The following is a 15,925-nucleotide window of genomic DNA, read 5'->3' as shown; positions in this document are numbered from 1 at the left end:
CATCAATCTTTCAAGTATTCCGCCAGGAGACGCGCGATCCGCGTTCCAGAACGACCGTCCCCGAAAGGATTCGGCCCGGAGGGAACTTTTCGGCGATGAAGATTCATAAGGATGGCTCGGTGCAGCGCCTTCTCTTCGGTCCCGACGAACGAAGACCAGCCTGCCTTCACGGCTTCCGGCCGTTCCGTGACGTTGCGAACCAAAATAACCCGTTTCTTGAGCGTGGGAGCTTCTTCTTGAATCCCGCCGGAATCGGAAAGAATGAGCGTGGAACCTTTTGCCGAGCCTAGGAAGGAGATGTACGGAAGCGGCTCAACCAAATGAACACGGGAATGACGGCGAATCGCCTTCGGAATCTGACGGCGGACATTGGGGTTGGGGTGGACAGGCCAGACCACATGAAGATTGGGCTCTTCACGGAGAACGGAGATGAGAACCCGCGCGACGTTTCGAATGGTCCCCCGAAAATTTTCCCGACGGTGGAGCGTGACCAACAGATAAGGTTTCGGCCAACGCGGTGCCGGGCTCCGGCGAACCAGCCGCGTGACGGCGTCTACGACCGTGTTCCCCGTGACATATAAATGTTTTCCATGAATCGCCTCGCGAAGAAGCGCATTCTTGGCGTGAAGCGTGGGAGCGAAATGAAGCGTCGCGAGATGGTCCACCATGACGCGGTAGTTTTCTTCGGGGAAGGGCTGATATCGGTCTCCGGTACGAAGCCCCGCCTCGACGTGCGCAACCGGGATCTTTAGATGATAGGCCGCCAGAGCGGCCGCAAGGGCCGTCGCCGTGTCGCCTTGAACAACCACTAAACCGGGAGCGAGCCGGGCGAACAGTCGATCCAGTTTGTCGACCATCCGAGCCACAACGGAACTGAGCCGCTGATCCGGCTCCATGACGCGAAGATTGACGTTCCATTTTACGCCGAGATTGCGAGCCGCCTGGGCGGAAAGAAATCCATGCTGCCCGGTGTTGACGGTCGTCGTCCGGATCCGCGGAAACTTTTGGAGAGCCTCGATCAACGGCCAAAGTTTGATGACCTCGGGCCGAGTCCCGAAAACGATCGCCACCCGCTTCTTCCTCACCGACATGAATTCTTCAATCTCTGAATTTCCATTCGCTCCGCGCCTGTCATTTCTCGAAACGCGCGAAAATCCTCTTTCATTCCGTCGCATTCCCCGTGAAGAAATCGATATCGGCCCCGGTTGAGCCGGGCCACGGGCAGATCCGGCCGAACCCGAATCGCCCGATTCCAGGCATCGAGCGCGTCTCCGTCCCGACCGCTCTGCACATACAAGACTCCCAGATTTCCCCACGCCACCGGATCGGTCGGCTGGTTTCGAAGCTGCTCTTTGAACAATTTCTCGGCCCGCTCTTTTTCCCCGGTTTCGGCCCAGGCGATCGCCCGTTCCCGCAGTCTTCTCGTTTTCATGGTCTCCGGCGATTCCGTTTCAAAACGCACCAATGCTTCTATTCCCACCTTCTTACGGCCTTCCCGCACATACGCCTGACCGAGAAAAAGCCATGCTTCCTTGAATGCCGAATTGAGTTTGTACGCCCGCTCAAACGATCGAATCGCTTCCTGGGTATGTCCCGTCTCCAACTGAGCCTGACCGAGATTTCCCCAGACATAATATAGAGAAGGCGACCGCTGAACCGTGTCGCTCCAAAGAGAGAGCGAATCTTTCCACACCGGAAGACGAGCGCGCGTCTGCCAAGCCGACAGACCGGCAAGGATCACGCTGGACAGCAAAAGCGCCCGTCGGACCTTTCCCGGAGCGGTATCGAGAAGCGCCACCCATCCCCACACTCCTCCGACTAAAGATAGATAGAGATATCGATCGGCCATCCAAATATTCGTCGGCACGATCGGCAGGTAGGGAAGAAACGTCAATGCTCCGAAGAGAAGTCCTTTCCCAGCGGCAGGTAATTTTCGGAGCAAATAAAACAGAGCGATCATGGTAGCCACCAAAAGCGCCGCGCCGCCGGCGACCGAATGGTTGAACCATCCCAGTTCCGGATGCTGGACGTATCGAGCGGAGAGGGCCGTCGGCCAGACGGCACTTTGGACCGCATGCGTAACTACCTGAAGCGCCGCCGGCCACACATGGACAAAATCCTCCGCTTTCTGCGCGACGATCACTTCCCCGCGATGGCGATTGGCGGCCAGGGCAAATCCAACAATGGCGAGTCCGAATACGATCAAACCAAGAGAGGTGCGCGTCCGGCGGGCGGACGACCGATTGCCTCCGATTGGGGTCAGAAAGATGATTCCCAAGGGGAGCGCCGTGTATTTCGAAAGGAGAGCCGCTAGGCCGCTTCCAAACGCCTCAAACCAACGATTTCTATGGGCCAAATGCAGGGCGATCAAGACGAAGCAGGCCATCAACAGATCTTTTCGACCGGACACCCACGCGACCGGCTCGATCGCCAACGGATGCCAGGCCCAGAGCATCGATCCGATCCACGCCGCGCCGAAGGAACAAAAATTCAAGAGGAACAAAAAGACTAAAATCCCGTTCGCCGCGTGAAGAAGAACGTTGGTCAGATGAAATCCGAAAGGGTTCCATCCCCACACCCAGAGATCCAGGGCGTAACTCAAATCCCGGATGGGGCTGTAATCCAGCGCCTTTCCCTCCCAGAGCGACAGCGGATTCCACATGGCGAACAGGCTTTTATACGTTACCGGAAGATACCAAGGATGCTGCGTGAGCAGTTGGTCGTCATCCCAATTGAGAAAACCAAAACGGATGGACGGCCAAAAAAGCAAAACTGTCGCCACGGCCAGAACCAACGCGCCGAATCCCCTTTCCCAGTCTTCGTGTTGACGCGCGATCGACCAAAGTAATTGAAGATGCCGGTAGGTCTCCTTAAACAAACCGGCTTTCGACTCCCCATGTACGCGCCCTTCGAGAGGCACCGGAATTTCTTCGATCCGACAGCCGTGGGAAAGGAGCCCCGACAGGATTTCGGCGTTGATCGGAAAACCGTCCGACCGAAGTGCGAGCGCCTGCACCGCCTCGCGACGATAAAAACGAAAGATTGCCGTAATCGACGTCACCGGCGATCGAAGTATCTTTCGATAAAGCCAGTTGGAAGCTCGCGTGAGGAGGAGGCGATGCGATGGGACACCTACAAATCCTGCCCCGTCGGCAAAAGGGGATCCGATCACGCAGTCGGCTCCCGTCGCTAGGGCGCGTTCCATAAGTTTCGGGATGAATCGAGGATGGAACGTGAAATCCCCGTCCAGCGTAACGATGTAATCGCCCCGGCATTCTTTGAATGCCGTTCGAACGGCGGCTCCGAGACCACGGTTTTCAGGATGGTGAACGACACGGACTCGAGGGTCTTGCGCGGATAACTCGGCGAGCAATACGGCGCTCTTGTCACCGCTTCCGTCGTTGACCGCCACGATCTCCCACTCCGTTCCCAGTGTTTCAAGAACCGGAAAAAGTTCCGACCGAACGCGCGGAAGATTCTCCTCCTCGTTATAGATGGGAAGAATTACGCTGATCATCGTGAATCGGGGGACACCCTACCGATTAAATTCCAAGGCCATACGCCGTAACCCGAATTCCGTTACGTCTTCAATCCCGCCAGCAGCTGATTTATTTTCGTTTCAAGGTTCGGAAGCTCTTTATCCACAACGTCCCATACCAATTCTAGATCGATCCCAAAGTACTCGTGTACCATCTTATCCCGCATGCCGGCCATCGTCTTCCACGGAAACTCCCCGTGTGAATTCTGGAACTGCGCCGATAGCTTCTTTGTCGCCTCCCCCAAGACTTGAAATTGGCGAATGACGGCGTCCTGTGTTTTCTTGTCGCCCCGGAAGAAATCGCGTCCGTCTTTGGCGTAGGTCAGGATTTGATGGATGGCATCTCGAATGTGAAGCAAATAAACCCGATCATCCTTCTTCATAGCGACCGGGCTTCCGACAGGATTCGGTCCCGCAAATAGGGGCTCATTCCCCTGTCGGAAACGACATCCACCTTTCGTCCCAGGAGTTCCTCCAGATCCTGCCACAGGGCGACAAAATCGAAGTAACTTCGTCCAGGTGTCATGGAAACGAGAATATCCACATCGCTGTCCGATCGCGCCTCGCCCCGGGCGAGGGATCCGAAAATGCGGACGTTCGTGGCGCCATGTCGCGCCGCCAATTCCAGGACTTCTTCACGCCTGTTAAGCAAAAAAGCGGGCAGCTTTACCGGGTCCATAAACGAAATTATGGCTTACCCCGCCTACCGTGTCCATTTCGCCCATTCGAGAGACTCGGATTCGAGCATATCGCCGCAGAAGCGTGGCTTTTCAAACGGCTCTAATTTCGCCCGCGTGTTCTTACGACATGGGCGAAGCTTGCGGAATTTGGGTCCAGGCGTGTGTCCCTTTAATTAATCCACCTGTTTCCGAAGAAACGTCGGGATGTCGTACTCGTCCTCTTCAATCGAATCGAGGCCGAGTTCCTTGGCCCGCTTCCGGAATTCCAGCGAGTCGACATCCCGGCGGCGCAGCACCGTCGGCCGCGAGATTCCCTCTTCCATCGATGCGGAGGAAGCGGGAAGTCTCGGCGGCACGTGCATCCGTTGGGCTGGAACCGGTTTCGCGAGCTCCGCTTTTTTCCCGAAGCCGGTGGCGATGACCGTGATCCGCATCGTGTCTCCCATCCGATCATCAATGACGGCGCCGAAGATGATGTTGGCTTCTTCGTGGGCGGCTTCCTGAATCATGACCGCCGCGTCGTTGACTTCATGCAACGTCATGTTGGAGCTGCCGGTGATGTTGAGAAGAATTCCGGTCGCTCCATGAATGTCCATGTCTTCCAGAAGCGGTGAGGAGATCGCCCGTTGCGCCGCCTCGAGAGCGCGGCGTTCGCCTGCCGCCTGTCCGGTCCCCATCATCGCCATTCCCTGGCCGTTCATCACGGTTTTTACGTCCGCAAAGTCCAGGTTAATCAGGCCGGGAATCGTAATGAGATCGCTGATTCCCTGAACCGCCTGCAGAAGAACTTCGTCCGCTTTCTTGAAGGCATCCAAGATCGACGTCGCCTCTCCCGCCAGGTTGATGAGTCTCTGGTTGGGAATGGTGATCAGGGTATCGACCGCCGAACTGAGCTCTTCGATCCCTTGATCGGCGTACAGTCTCCGCCGTTTTCCTTCGAACACGAACGGCTTGGTGACGACACCCACGCACAGGGCTCCAACCTCGCGCGCCGCCTTCGCGACCACGGGAGCCGCCCCGGTGCCCGTCCCGCCGCCCATTCCCGCCGTGATGAAGACCATATCCGCGCCGCGCAACGTCTCGGCGAGCTGATCCCGGTCTTCCAGAGCGGCCTCCCTGCCGATTTCGGGGTTCGCACCCGCGCCGAGCCCCTTCGTCAACGACGCGCCCATCTGCAGTTTCACGGGCGCTTTGGAGGCTCCGAGCGCCTGCATGTCGGTGTTCGCGGCGATAAAGTCGACGTTCGCCAATCCCGATGCAATCATTGTGTTGACGGCGTTACCTCCTCCTCCGCCGATACCGATGACCTTGATTTTCGCCGTATTCCCTTCCGATTCCACCAGCTCGAACATGAGTTTCTCCTCTTCCTGAATTTTTTTTCCCATTTCGTCTCTCCGTTAAGGTTTAAAAGAACTCCCCAAACCATTCGCGCATCCGCGCCCGGACCTTCGCGTAAACGTTCGCCTCTCGAACGCGGAACTTCGAAGCCTGCGTCTCCTGTTTGCTGCCGTAGAGAACCAATCCCACTCCCGTCGCGTACATCGGGCTCGACACAACATCGACCAAACCGCCGATTCCTTGCGGTACTCCCCGGCGAACCGGACAGTCAAAGACCCGCTCGGCCAACTCCACCATGCCGTCCAAAATCGAAGATCCGCCGGTGATCACCAGCCCCGAGGCGATCAGATCTCCGTACCCCGATTTTTCGATTTCGCGCTTCACGAGCATCAGGATCTCTTCCGCTCGCGGTTCCACGATTTCGCAAAGAAGTTGTCTGGATACGATGCGCGGTTTTCGTCCGCCGACACTCGGCACTTCGATCGTTTCTTCCCGGTCGACCAAACTCGCCATCGCGCAGCCGAACTTGTGTTTGATTTCCTCGGCTTCCGCCGTCGGCGTGCGAATTCCGACCGCGATGTCGTTCGTCAGGTGGTTCCCTCCCAACGCCAACACGGCGGAGTGTTTGATCGCTCCCTGAGCAAAAACCACGAGATCGGTCGTGCCGCCGCCGATGTCGATCATCGCCACGCCCAGTTCCTTTTCGTCCGTTGTGAGAACAGCGTCCGCCGAAGCGAGCTGTTCCAGGACGATATCGGAGACATTGAGGCCGCACCGATTGCAACACTTCACGATGTTCTGCGCCGAAGTAACCGCTCCGGTGACGATGTGCACCTTCGCTTCGAGCCGAACGCCCGCCATTCCCACCGGATCGCGGATGCCGTCCTGCTCGTCGACGATGAACTCCTGCGGAAGAATATGGAGCACTTCGCGATCCATCGGCAGGGCGACCGCCTTCGCGGCATCGATGACCCGATCGATGTCCATCGCTTTGACCTCCTTGTCCTTGATCGCCACGATTCCGTGGCTGTTAAAACCGCGGATGTGCCCTCCGGCGATCCCGGCGTAGACGGAATGAATTTCACACCCCGCCATCAGCTCCGCCTCTTCCACCGCCTTCTGGATCGACTGAACGGTGGAATCGATATTGATCACGACCCCCTTTCGCAGCCCTTTCGACGGATGCGTTCCGATTCCCACGATGTCGATCCCGGTGTCGGTCATCTCACCGACGATGGTGCAGATCTTGGTTGTGCCGATATCCAGCCCGACCACTAAGTTATCCCTCTTCGCCATCTCCACTCCTCTTCTCTATGATGTGACGGTCCAAATTCTTCGCAGCGCGCGAAGAATTTGGACCGTCGTGGTTTTCAACGCCCCATATGTCGTCCGGGTGCGGGGGAACCGCGACAATAGCGCGGCGGCCGATGGCGGCCGTTCGAAGTTCCCCCTTGGTTGCGACCGAGCCGCGCTGTGCTCGTTTCAGTTTGACAATCGCCCGGTCGTCGAAATCGAGGTCGATTTCGCGAACGAGCGGTTCTCGCTTTTCAAAATCGCGCAACACGCGTTTGAGCCGTTTGGCTTTTGTCGGGAATCCGTCCCAGCCGATCACGATCCGCATTCCACAGCCCACGTGGTAAAGAACCCAGCCGAGCTTTTCATCGAAATGAATTTCCGAGATTTGATTCTGCGCAACTCCCGCGGTTGCAAGCACGGCCATCAATTCGAGCGCCGAACGGATCTCCGGAATCGATTTTCGATTCTTGGCGGATCCTTTCCACGGACCGGTGACGATTGGCAGGCTCTCCATGTCTTTGGCGCCCGCCGGCACCGAACCGAGGATGGTACCTTCGGCGTCCGCATAATAGAGGTCATCAAGATTGATGAGCGCGGCCGCTTTTCGCTCGGTAACCTGGATGGCCATATCCCCCGTCGCGTTTCGAACGACCGCCACTCTTTCGACCCGGGGATCGGCCTTGACCCGCTGAACGACGCGTTCCATGGAAGCCGAGAACAGTTTCTGGCCTCGATCGACTTTGGCCATCGATCGAATATCGAGGGCGGAAAGGAGTGAACCGCCCGACACGTAAAGTTCGCGCACGTTCACGGGTAATTTCGGCAAGGTGCTTCGCACCAGCCAAGGGAGCGACAACATTCCCGCCACGAAGGCCAACGACGCGAAGAGGCGCAACAGGCCGGGGTGCCTTACTCGCCCATGCCTCCGCCTCATGCTTCCACCCCGATCACATGAACTTCAGGTTCAAGCTTAACGCCAAATTTCTCTTGAACGGTCTCCTGAGCCATCGACATAAGTGTGAGTGCATCGGCTGTTTTTGCTCGGCCGAGGTTCACGATAAAATTGGCGTGACGCCGTGAAATCTCCGCATCTCCGATTCGCGTCCCTTTGAGCCCCGCGGCTTCGATCAATCTCCCCGCAAAGTCGCCTTGCGGATTCTTGAAGACCGAGCCGAAATTGGGGAGTTCCAGCGGCTGATTCTTTCGCCGATCCTTCGCCGCTTCGATTTCTCCATTGACGGAGGCCGAATCCGACTTCTTCAAACAAAAAGACCCGGCGGTGATCACAAGATGGTGTCCCTTCGGAAAATCGCGGTAGAGAAAATCCTTCTCTTCGACACGAAGTTGCGTCGGATGAGCAACTTTGCGGGAAAAATCCAATCCCTCGACCTCCCGGAGAATCTGGGAGAACGATCCCAGCGGCGTGCCTGCGTTCATCCGTATTCCTCCTCCGATCGAACCGGGAATTCCGAACGAAAATCCGAACCCTTTCAGGTTTCGGTCCCGGCACCACTGGAGAAACGTCCCGTTGGCAACCCCACCCTCGACGCGCACCCGAGTTTCACGCGAATCCTCGTTTTCGATCGCGATCGCGGAGAAACCAACGGCGAGGTCGACCAAGGCGCCCGGATACCCGCCGTCTTTCACCAACAAATTGGATCCGCGCCCGAGAACCCGCCACGTGGTCTTCATGGCGATCAACCGATCGACGAGTTTCGTGAGCATCTCGATGGTTTTCGGCGACGCAATCGCATCCGCTTTCGCTTCACATCGAAATGTGGTCCATCTTTTCAGCGATTCGTTCCGCCGCACTGAACCCGAACAAATTTGTTCGAGTGCGTCGAACTCCGAACTCGCTTTTCTCGGGCTTTCGTGAATCGTCACGGTAATCACCGCCCTGTTCCTTTCGGCGTCGCCCGTTGAAGTTTTTCCAAAAGCGCACCGGCCATTTTCGTCACGTCCCCCGCGCCCATCGTCACGAGGAGGTCCCCCTTTTTCACATTCTCCGAAAGGTAATCGCTCCCCTCCTCGAGCGATCGAGCGTACCGAACACTCGTCTTTCGCCGCTGGACGATTTCTTTAACCAATCGCTCCGATTCCACGCCGGAAATGGGGCGTTCGCTCGCTGCATAAATCGGCGCGACCACCACTTCGTCGGCAAGATCGAAGACGGCGACAAATTCTTTCCAAAGATCCCGTACGCGCGTGTACCGATGGGGTTGAAAAAGAACGCGCACCGCGCCGCCGGCCGCCATCAGTCGTAACGCCTCGAGCGAGGCCCGGATTTCGGTCGGGTGGTGGGCGTAATCATCGATCACTCGAATTCCGCCGCACTCCCCCTTCGTTTCCAGCCGCCGATCGATTCCCGTAAACGCCGCCAACCCCTTCGACACATCTCCCCACGAAAGTCCAAGATGGTGGCCGACGGCGGCCGCGGCCAGGGCATTGAGGACATTGTGCTTTCCCGTCACCGGAATTAAAAGGTCGCAGACCGTTTCACCTTTCCAAACGACCGTGAAATTGGAGCGTCCGGCGGAACAGCGGACATTCTTGGCCGTAACGTCCGCCTCCGATTCCATCCCGTACGTGACGACTGGTCGATCGATTTTCGGAATCGCTTTGGCCAGAGGCGCGTCGTCTCGGCAGAGGATCACGACACCGTCGAACGGGACGCGATTTCCAAAATCCACAAACGCTTGCTCGAGGTTTTCGAACGAACCGTAGTGGTCGAGGTGCTCGCGGTCGACGTTGGTGATCACCGCCACCATGGGAAGGAGATGGAGGAACGAGCCGTCGCTCTCGTCCGATTCGGCCACAAACCACTCGTCGGTCCCCATCTTGGCGTTTCCCGCGATCCGCCGAAGCCTGCCTCCAATCACCGCCGTCGGGTCGAATCCCGCCTCCAACAGGAGAGTGGTGATCATGGCACTGGTCGTTGTTTTGCCGTGGGCCCCCGCCACCACGATCGATCGCTTCTTCCGCATCAGCTCCGCCAGCATCTCCGACCGAGCGAGAACCGGAAGGCCGAGGCGCTTCGCCTCCATCATTTCAGGGTTGTCGCTGGAAACGGCCGAGGAAAAAACGACCATCTCCGCATCGCCCACCTGCGAACTCTGATGACCTTTATAGATTCTCGCTCCCAGTCCCTTGAGTTTGGCCGTCTCGGTGTTCTGCCGCAGATCGCTGCCGCTCACCTGGTAGCCCGATCGGACTAAGATTTCGGCGATTCCGCTCATGCCGATTCCGCCGATGCCGATGAAATGCACGCGCTTCATGCGGCCTCCCGCTCGGACCGGCTCCCGGACATCTGCGTGAGTTCTTGAACGATTCGGTCGGCCGCGTCTTCGTGACGGAATCGCAAGGCTTGGACGCTCATCTCCCGCAGGCGATTGGGATTCGTCACCAACTCGCGGATGGCTTTCGCAAGCGTTTCGCCACTGCAGTCCTGATCTTCGATGTAGATGGCCGCGCCCGCCTGGGCGAAAATCCGGCCGTTCATTCGTTGATGATCGTCCGCGGCGTACGGAAACGGAACGAGGATCGAGGGCCGCCCGCAGGCGGCGATTTCCATCACGCTCGATCCGGAACGGCCGATCACCAGATCGGCCCGCCCGTACGCTTCCGACATGCCATCGATAAACGGATGGACTTCCGCCTGAAACGATCGATCTCGATACGCTTTGCGCACGGCTAATTCGTCCCGCGCCCCGGTCTGATGAATCATGAAGAGCTTTTCTTTAAGCGTTTCCAGGAACGGCAGTGCGTGAATCATCGCGTCGTTGAGGCGATGCGCCCCCTGCGACCCGCCGAAGATCAAGAGCGTTCGTTTCTCTCCCGAAAAGATCGGAGGGGCGACGCGCAATATTTCGCTCCGGATCGGGTTTCCGACGACGAGACATTTTCGTTCGGGAAGCCTCGACTTCGCCTCCTCGAACGCAAGAAACACGCGGTGCACGAATCGGCTCAACACCCGATTGGAGAAGCCCGGCACGGCGTTCGGTTCCAAAATTGCGGTTTCGAGTCCTCGAAGCGCCGCCAGGAGGAGAATCGGCCCGGACGCGTATCCTCCGATTCCGAACGCCACGTTCGGGGCGAAGTTTCGAAGAATTTTCCACGACGCCCAAAACGCCGCCGGAAGGGTCGCCATGTTCCGCATCCGATCGGAAAAGCGTTTTCCTTTGAGGCCGCCGACGGAGATCAGCTCCAGCGGAAATTCCTCTTTCGGAATCGACCGACTCTCAAAGCCTTTGGGGGTCCCCACAAAGAGAACCTTCGTCTCGCGGTTTTTCGCCACAGCCGTCCGCGCGATCGCCAGCGCCGGAAACACGTGTCCCCCGGTGCCGCCGGCGGCCATGAGCAGCTTCATCGCACCCTCCTGCGCGCCATGGAGGTCGTCATTGAGAGCGTCGCCGACAAGGACAAAAGCAGCCCGATCGACATCAACGTAATCACCAACGAGGAGCCGCCGTAACTGATGAAGGGGAGCGTAAGGCCCTTCGTCGGAACAAGGCCCATGACGACGGCCATATGAAAGAAGGCCTGGAAACCGATCAAGCCGGTGAGACCCAGGGCCAAACTCGACGTAAAAGGCTCGCGGAGTCGAAGCGAAAGCCGAAACCCTTGAATCACGATGAGGGCGAAGAGAAAGATCACCAGAAAACTTCCGAGAAAACCCAGTTCCTCGGCGATCACGGCGAAAATAAAATCGGTGTGCATTTCCGGCAGGTAGAGCAATTTTTGCGTGCCGTCCCCGAGTCCCTGTCCCTGGAACCCGCCGTTCTGGAAGGCGATGAAAGACTGGAGAATTTGAAATCCGCTCCCCAGAGGGTCTTGCCAAGGATGGAGAAACGCCATCAGCCTGCGGCGCCGATAAGCCGACGACAAAATGAGCGCGTAACTCGCGACGCCCGCCAGAGCACCCAGCGCTCCGACGTGCCAAAGATTGGCCCCGCCCACGAAGACCATCATGGCGACGACGAATGTAACGAGGACGGCCGTCCCGAAATCGGGCTCCTTGAGCAGAACCAGGACAATCCCGCCCACCGTGGCCAACAGAGGGAGCAACCCTTTGGAAAACTTTTGAATCCTTTCCCGGGCCTTCGCCAAATAGGCGGCGGTGTATAAGACCACGGTCAGCTTTACGAACTCGGAAGGCTGAAACACAAGGCCTCCGAGGTTTAGCCATCGCACGGCTTTGTTCCGCGCCGTTCCGGTCACCATGACGAGACCCAAGAGAATCAGCCCTCCGATCAAGGCGGGTGTCGCAAGCTTTTTCAACGGAAACGGATTGATGAAGAAGGTCACGCCCATTCCCAATCCCCCGATCGCCATCCAGATCAGATGCCGCTTCAGGTAATAGGCGCTGTCGCCGAACTTTTCCGCCCCGATCGAAGAACTGGAACTGAAAACCATCACGGTTCCCAGCGCCAAGAGTCCGAGCGTAGCCAGCGTGAGCACAGGATCGAGATGCCGAATCTTTCGGAGTTTGGCGGACGGTGTCATCGATCGGCCTCCACGCCCTTCCGTGTCGACTCGCTCCGTTTGACCAAGGCCGCGAATGTCCGACCCCGATCTTCGAAATCTTTGAATTGATCGAAGCTCGCATTGGCCGGTGAAAGAAGCACCACATCCCCGGATTGAGCGACGGAGAGTGCTGCGGAGAGCGCCTCGGAGAGTGTTTTCACCACCCGGTGAGGAACGGAGGAAAAGGCCCGGGCCATTTCTTCCGCCGCCTCGCCGTAGAAGAAGGCGGATCGGACTTTCCCTTGGGCGGCCCGCGCCAATTTGGCGTAACTCGCTCCTTTGGGCCGGCCGCCGGCGAGCAGGACGATCGGATTCGGAAAGCTCTCCAATGCCCGCACGGCGGAATCGGGCGTCGTGCTTTTGGAGTCGTTAATAAAGCGCACTTGGTCGATCGTGGCGACCGGCTGCAAACGGTGCGGAAGCGCTTCAAACGTGGAAATCGCCTTTTCGATCAGGGACGATGGGCAGTCCATGGACGCCGCCGCTCCCGCCGCCGCCAGGGCGTTTTCCAGATTGTGGCTTCCGGGCAGGCGGTACGATCGCATCGACACCTTTTCGCCGTTCGGAAGCGAGATAAATCCGTCCTGCAATCGAATCTGGGCGTCCGAGTTTTTCCGCAGCGAAAAGAACCAAACATTCGCGTGGATGCGGCGGGCGATTTCGAGGCAGGTGGCGTCGTCCTGGTTGAGGATCGCGCGATTCCCCGACGTCATGTGGTCGAAGAGTCGCTCCTTGAGCCCGGCGTACGTGCGAAGATCTTTGTGCCGATCCAGGTGATTGGGGGAAATATTTAAAAGCACGCCGACTCGCGGGTGGAACGTCTCTACCGCCTCCAGCTGGAAGCTCGAAATCTCCGCAACGGCCACGTCATACGGCTTATCCACGGCTTCTATCAGAGGAGTCCCCAGGTTTCCCCCGCAGAAGACCCGCTTCCCCGAATGCGAAAGAATATGGGCAATGAGCGCCGTGGTCGTCGATTTTCCGTTCGATCCGGTCACCGCGATGACCGGGATCCGAAGGCGGCGCGACGCAAACTCAATCTCGCTCCAGATCGATTTCCCCCGCGAACGGAGGCGGGAGAGAAATTTCGTATCCGACGGCACGCCGGGACTGACGAGAACCAGATCGGCCCCGTCAATCCGACGGGGATCCTCCGTGCCGAATTCCCGATCGAACCGAAGCCCGGACAGAGGGCGGAGACTTTCCCCCAAGTCCGATTCGGACCGCCGGTCGTAAGCGATGACGTTTGCGCCGGAAGTACACAAATAGCGTACGAGGGAAACTCCCGTGCGCGGACCGAGGCCGATCACGGCGATTCTTTTCCCCTGAAGTGTTTCCATCATCGCCTCATCTCAATTTCAGGGTTGCGAGCGCGATGAGCGCCAAAATGATGGAGATGATCCAAAACCGGACGATGACTTTGGGTTCCGCCCACCCTTTGAGTTCAAAATGATGGTGGATCGGCGCCATTCGAAAAACCCTTTTCCCCATCGTCCGGAACGTGAAGACCTGGACGATGACGCTGACCGCTTCCACCACGAAGATTCCGCCCACGACGATGAGAAGAAGTTCCTGCTTCGTGATGATTGCGACGGCGCCCAGCGCGGCACCGAGGGCCAGTGACCCGACATCCCCCATAAAAATTTGCGCCGGATACGTGTTGTACCAAAGGAAGCCGAGACCCGCGCCGATCATGGCCGCACAAAAGACCGCCATTTCGCCGGCACCCCGGACCTGGGACAGCTGCAGGTACGCCGACATCTCGGCGTGGCCGGTGACATAGGCGAAAATCAGATAGGTCAGGGCGCAAATCATGACCGGTCCGATCGCGAGACCGTCCAAACCGTCGGTGAGATTCACCGCGTTCGAGGCGCCGATGATCACCAACATCGCAAACGGGACAAAGACGAATCCGAGATGCGGCGTGAAATCCTTCAGAAACGGGACCGTCAAGTGCGTGTCGAATCCGAAGATCACGAGAAGAAGTCCGACGACGAGAGCAATCAGACCCTGGAGCTTGAACTTTCCCCGAATCGAAAGTCCTTTCGACACTTTTTTCCGAAGCTTTAAGTAATCATCCACGAAACCGATAGCGGCAAACCCGACGGTGGCCAGTAAGACCATCCAGGAAAACGCGATGTCGAGCCTTCCCCACAGGAGATACGACACCACCATCGACAAAACGATGAGGATTCCCCCCATGGTCGGCGTTCCCGATTTTCCCAAATGGGTCTTGGGACCGTCATCGCGGATCTGCTGGCCGATCTGATATTTCTTGAGCGCGCGGATCAGCGCCGGACCGAACAAGAAGCTGATGAGAAGCGCCGTCAGCATCGCCATCAATACACGGAAACTGATGTACCGAAAGACCCGGAACACACCGTAAGCCGAGTGCGTGTGAAGGGGGTAAAGAAGGTGATAAAGCATTACGCCCCTTTCTCCCGCCAAAGCCGGAGAAGTTCGTTCGTTACCTTTTCCATTTTCATTCCGCGCGAACCTTTCACGAGAATCGTATCGCCCTCTTTCGCGTTTTCGGAGATCGCTTTCGCCAGATCTTCGTGCGATTTCCCCACGGTGATGTTTTGGCGCGGCATTCCCCCCTGGACCGCCCCCTGGACGAGATCCCCTGAAAACTGGCCCAGGACGAATAAATGGGCGAATCCGAACGTGGCTACCTTGATGCCGATGTCCCGGTGAGCGCGCGGAGCGAATTCTCCCAGTTCCATCATGTCCCCGAGCACGGCGAGCTTTCGCTTGGGCGACGTGTCCCGAACCACTTCCAACGCCACGAGCGTGGAACTCGGATTCGCGTTGTAACAGTCGTTAATCAAGCGAATTCCGCGGCCGCATTCAATCGTCTCCAGCCGCATCGACGGCCGGACAATCGCATCCACTCCCTTTTGCAAACGACTCACCGGAACCTCGAGGGCCAACGCCGCCCCCAGGGCGCATAGAAGGTTGTAGACGTTGTGAATCCCGACAAAGGGAAATCGGATTTCCGTTTTCTGTCCGCCGTATTGAACGGCCAAATGAAATCCCTCGCTCCCCAGATCCTGTAGAACTCTCGCCGAGACGTCGGCGCCGGCGGCCAGAGACACGGTCACTCTGCGTCCGGAAACCGTCGACGCGAGCTTCGCGATCCATCCGTCGTCCTGATTGACCACGGCCGTGCCGCCCTCTTTCAGCGACGTGAAAAGTTCGCCCTTCGCCCGAGCCACCCCCTCGACGGAGCCGAGTTTTTCCAGATGAACCGGCCCGACATTGGTGAGAATCGCCGCGTCGTGCTCGGCCATTCGCCCCAACATCGCAAGTTCGCCGAAGTCGTTCATCCCCATTTCAAGGACGGCCACATCATGCTTTTTTTCGAGCATCAAGAGGGAAAGCGGCACGCCCAAAGCGTTGTTCCAGGTCCCGGGGGCTTTGAGGGCGGAGTACGAAGCCCCAAGCAGGGCCGCCGCTATTTCCTTCGTCGTCGTTTTTCCGTTCGACCCGCTGATGGCCACGATTTTTTTCGCCCATTTCCGTCGATGAAATCGCGCCAGATCTCCAA

At 58.0% G+C, this 15,925-nt stretch carries 14 protein-coding genes; all 14 read right to left on the bottom strand.

The window, feature by feature from the left end; all coding sequences use genetic code 11:
- Positions 1 to 2: 2 nt before the first annotated feature.
- A complete protein-coding gene (wecB, locus tag VI895_04605; GenBank protein ID HLG19082.1) occupies positions 3 to 1,091 on the bottom strand; it encodes a UDP-N-acetylglucosamine 2-epimerase (non-hydrolyzing) in 1,089 nt (362 codons plus the stop codon).
- The gene (locus VI895_04600; protein HLG19081.1) at positions 1,082 to 3,517 is read right to left on the bottom strand and encodes a glycosyltransferase; all 2,436 of its coding nucleotides are present in this window, start codon (positions 3,515 to 3,517) and stop codon (positions 1,082 to 1,084) included. The genes wecB and VI895_04600 overlap by 10 nt, the downstream gene beginning before the upstream one ends.
- Positions 3,518 to 3,579: 62 nt before the next feature.
- Positions 3,580 to 3,921 carry a DUF86 domain-containing protein gene (locus VI895_04595; protein ID HLG19080.1) on the bottom strand — a complete coding sequence of 114 codons (342 nt, stop codon included), beginning with the start codon at positions 3,919 to 3,921 and terminating at the stop codon, positions 3,580 to 3,582.
- Positions 3,918 to 4,217, bottom strand: a complete 300-nt coding sequence (locus VI895_04590; protein ID HLG19079.1) for a nucleotidyltransferase family protein — start codon at positions 4,215 to 4,217, stop codon at positions 3,918 to 3,920. The genes VI895_04595 and VI895_04590 overlap by 4 nt, the downstream gene beginning before the upstream one ends.
- 174 nt (positions 4,218 to 4,391) lie before the next feature.
- Positions 4,392 to 5,570, bottom strand: coding sequence for a cell division protein FtsZ (gene ftsZ / locus VI895_04585; protein ID HLG19078.1), 1,179 nt, complete (start codon positions 5,568 to 5,570; stop codon positions 4,392 to 4,394).
- A gap of 52 nt (positions 5,571 to 5,622) precedes the next feature.
- The gene (gene ftsA, locus VI895_04580; protein HLG19077.1) at positions 5,623 to 6,852 is read right to left on the bottom strand and encodes a cell division protein FtsA; all 1,230 of its coding nucleotides are present in this window, start codon (positions 6,850 to 6,852) and stop codon (positions 5,623 to 5,625) included.
- Entirely contained in the window at positions 6,836 to 7,786 is a 951-nt protein-coding gene (locus VI895_04575) for an FtsQ-type POTRA domain-containing protein (GenBank protein ID HLG19076.1), read from the bottom strand. Before VI895_04575 ends, ftsA begins: the two co-directional genes overlap by 17 nt.
- Positions 7,783 to 8,745, bottom strand: a complete 963-nt coding sequence (murB, locus tag VI895_04570) for a UDP-N-acetylmuramate dehydrogenase (GenBank protein ID HLG19075.1) — start codon at positions 8,743 to 8,745, stop codon at positions 7,783 to 7,785. Before murB ends, VI895_04575 begins: the two co-directional genes overlap by 4 nt.
- Positions 8,742 to 10,127, bottom strand: a complete 1,386-nt coding sequence (gene murC, locus VI895_04565) for a UDP-N-acetylmuramate--L-alanine ligase (GenBank protein HLG19074.1) — start codon at positions 10,125 to 10,127, stop codon at positions 8,742 to 8,744. Before murC ends, murB begins: the two co-directional genes overlap by 4 nt.
- The gene (gene murG, locus VI895_04560) at positions 10,124 to 11,218 is read right to left on the bottom strand and encodes an undecaprenyldiphospho-muramoylpentapeptide beta-N-acetylglucosaminyltransferase (GenBank protein ID HLG19073.1); all 1,095 of its coding nucleotides are present in this window, start codon (positions 11,216 to 11,218) and stop codon (positions 10,124 to 10,126) included. Before murG ends, murC begins: the two co-directional genes overlap by 4 nt.
- Entirely contained in the window at positions 11,215 to 12,354 is a 1,140-nt protein-coding gene (gene ftsW, locus VI895_04555) for a putative lipid II flippase FtsW (GenBank protein ID HLG19072.1), read from the bottom strand. The genes murG and ftsW overlap by 4 nt, the downstream gene beginning before the upstream one ends.
- A complete protein-coding gene (gene murD, locus VI895_04550) occupies positions 12,351 to 13,715 on the bottom strand; it encodes a UDP-N-acetylmuramoyl-L-alanine--D-glutamate ligase (GenBank protein HLG19071.1) in 1,365 nt (454 codons plus the stop codon). Before murD ends, ftsW begins: the two co-directional genes overlap by 4 nt.
- A 7-nt stretch (positions 13,716 to 13,722) precedes the next feature.
- Positions 13,723 to 14,802, bottom strand: coding sequence for a phospho-N-acetylmuramoyl-pentapeptide-transferase (mraY, locus tag VI895_04545; protein ID HLG19070.1), 1,080 nt, complete (start codon positions 14,800 to 14,802; stop codon positions 13,723 to 13,725).
- Positions 14,802 to 15,925: UDP-N-acetylmuramoyl-tripeptide--D-alanyl-D-alanine ligase (gene murF, locus VI895_04540; GenBank protein HLG19069.1), on the bottom strand; the 1,124-nt coding region annotated here is incomplete at its 5' end. The genes murF and mraY, both read right to left, overlap by 1 nt.

The organism is Bdellovibrionota bacterium, from assembly GCA_035292885.1.
Lineage (GTDB): Bacteria > Bdellovibrionota_G > JALEGL01 > JALEGL01 > DATDPG01 > DATDPG01.
The sequence above is the reverse complement of the archived record's forward strand: the minus strand, read 5'-3'. Positions and strand labels throughout refer to the sequence as shown.